Genomic DNA, 718 nt, shown 5'->3' on the forward strand with positions numbered 1-718 from the left:
CGAACACTCACTCGTGTTCAGTTTTGAAAGAGCAAGTCTCTTTCGTATGCGTTTGGTGGCGATAGCGGAGGGGTTCCACACGTACCCATCCCGAACACGACCGTTAAGTCCTCCAGCGCCGATGGTACTTGGACCGAAGGGTCCTGGGAGAGTAGGACGCTGCCAAGCGGACAACCAATCCTTTGGTTGATTCAAAATGTTATATCTGTTATATGGGCTTTTAGCTCAGTTGGTTAGAGCGCACCTCTGATAAGGGTGAGGTCGGTGGTTCGAGTCCACCAAGGCCCACCATATAACATGATATCCCTTTATGGGGCCATAGCTCAGCTGGGAGAGCGCCTGCCTTGCAAGCAGGAGGTCAGCGGTTCGATCCCGCTTGGCTCCACCAAAATGTTTTACATGCAATAGTATATGCAGTGCCTTGATCCTTGAAAACTGGATACCGAAACGAAAATGCGTTTTAGAACATTCCTTTAAGCTGAACTTGTGTAAACAAGTTTATATTATAGCGATGCTAGCGATTTCCCTTTTGGGAAAACGCAATGGTTAAGCTAATAAGAGCACACGGAGGATGCCTAGGCGCCAGGAGCCGACGAAGGACGTGGCGAACAACGAAACTGCCTCGGGGAGCTGTAAGCAAGCTTTGATCCGGGGGTGTCCGAATGGGGAAACCCAGCTGTGGTAATTCGCAGTTACTCATACCTGAATACATAGGGTA

At 49.6% G+C, this 718-nt stretch carries 2 tRNA genes and 2 rRNA genes; all 4 read left to right on the forward strand.

The annotated features are described in order from the left end of the window. Positions 1 to 51: 51 nt before the first annotated feature. A 5S ribosomal RNA gene (rrf, locus tag A3849_RS04335) occupies positions 52 to 168 on the forward strand. Between the two features lie 46 nt (positions 169 to 214). Beyond that, positions 215 to 291 (forward strand) — tRNA-Ile (locus tag A3849_RS04340). A gap of 21 nt (positions 292 to 312) precedes the next feature. Beyond that, positions 313 to 388, forward strand: a tRNA-Ala gene (locus tag A3849_RS04345). Positions 389 to 544: 156 nt separating this feature from the next. Further along, positions 545 to 718: ribosomal RNA gene (locus A3849_RS04350) — 23S ribosomal RNA — on the forward strand; the annotation flags it as partial.

Source organism: Paenibacillus sp. P46E (genome assembly GCF_001909095.1).
GTDB classification, from domain to species: Bacteria; Bacillota; Bacilli; order Paenibacillales; family Paenibacillaceae; genus Paenibacillus_AQ; species Paenibacillus_AQ helianthi.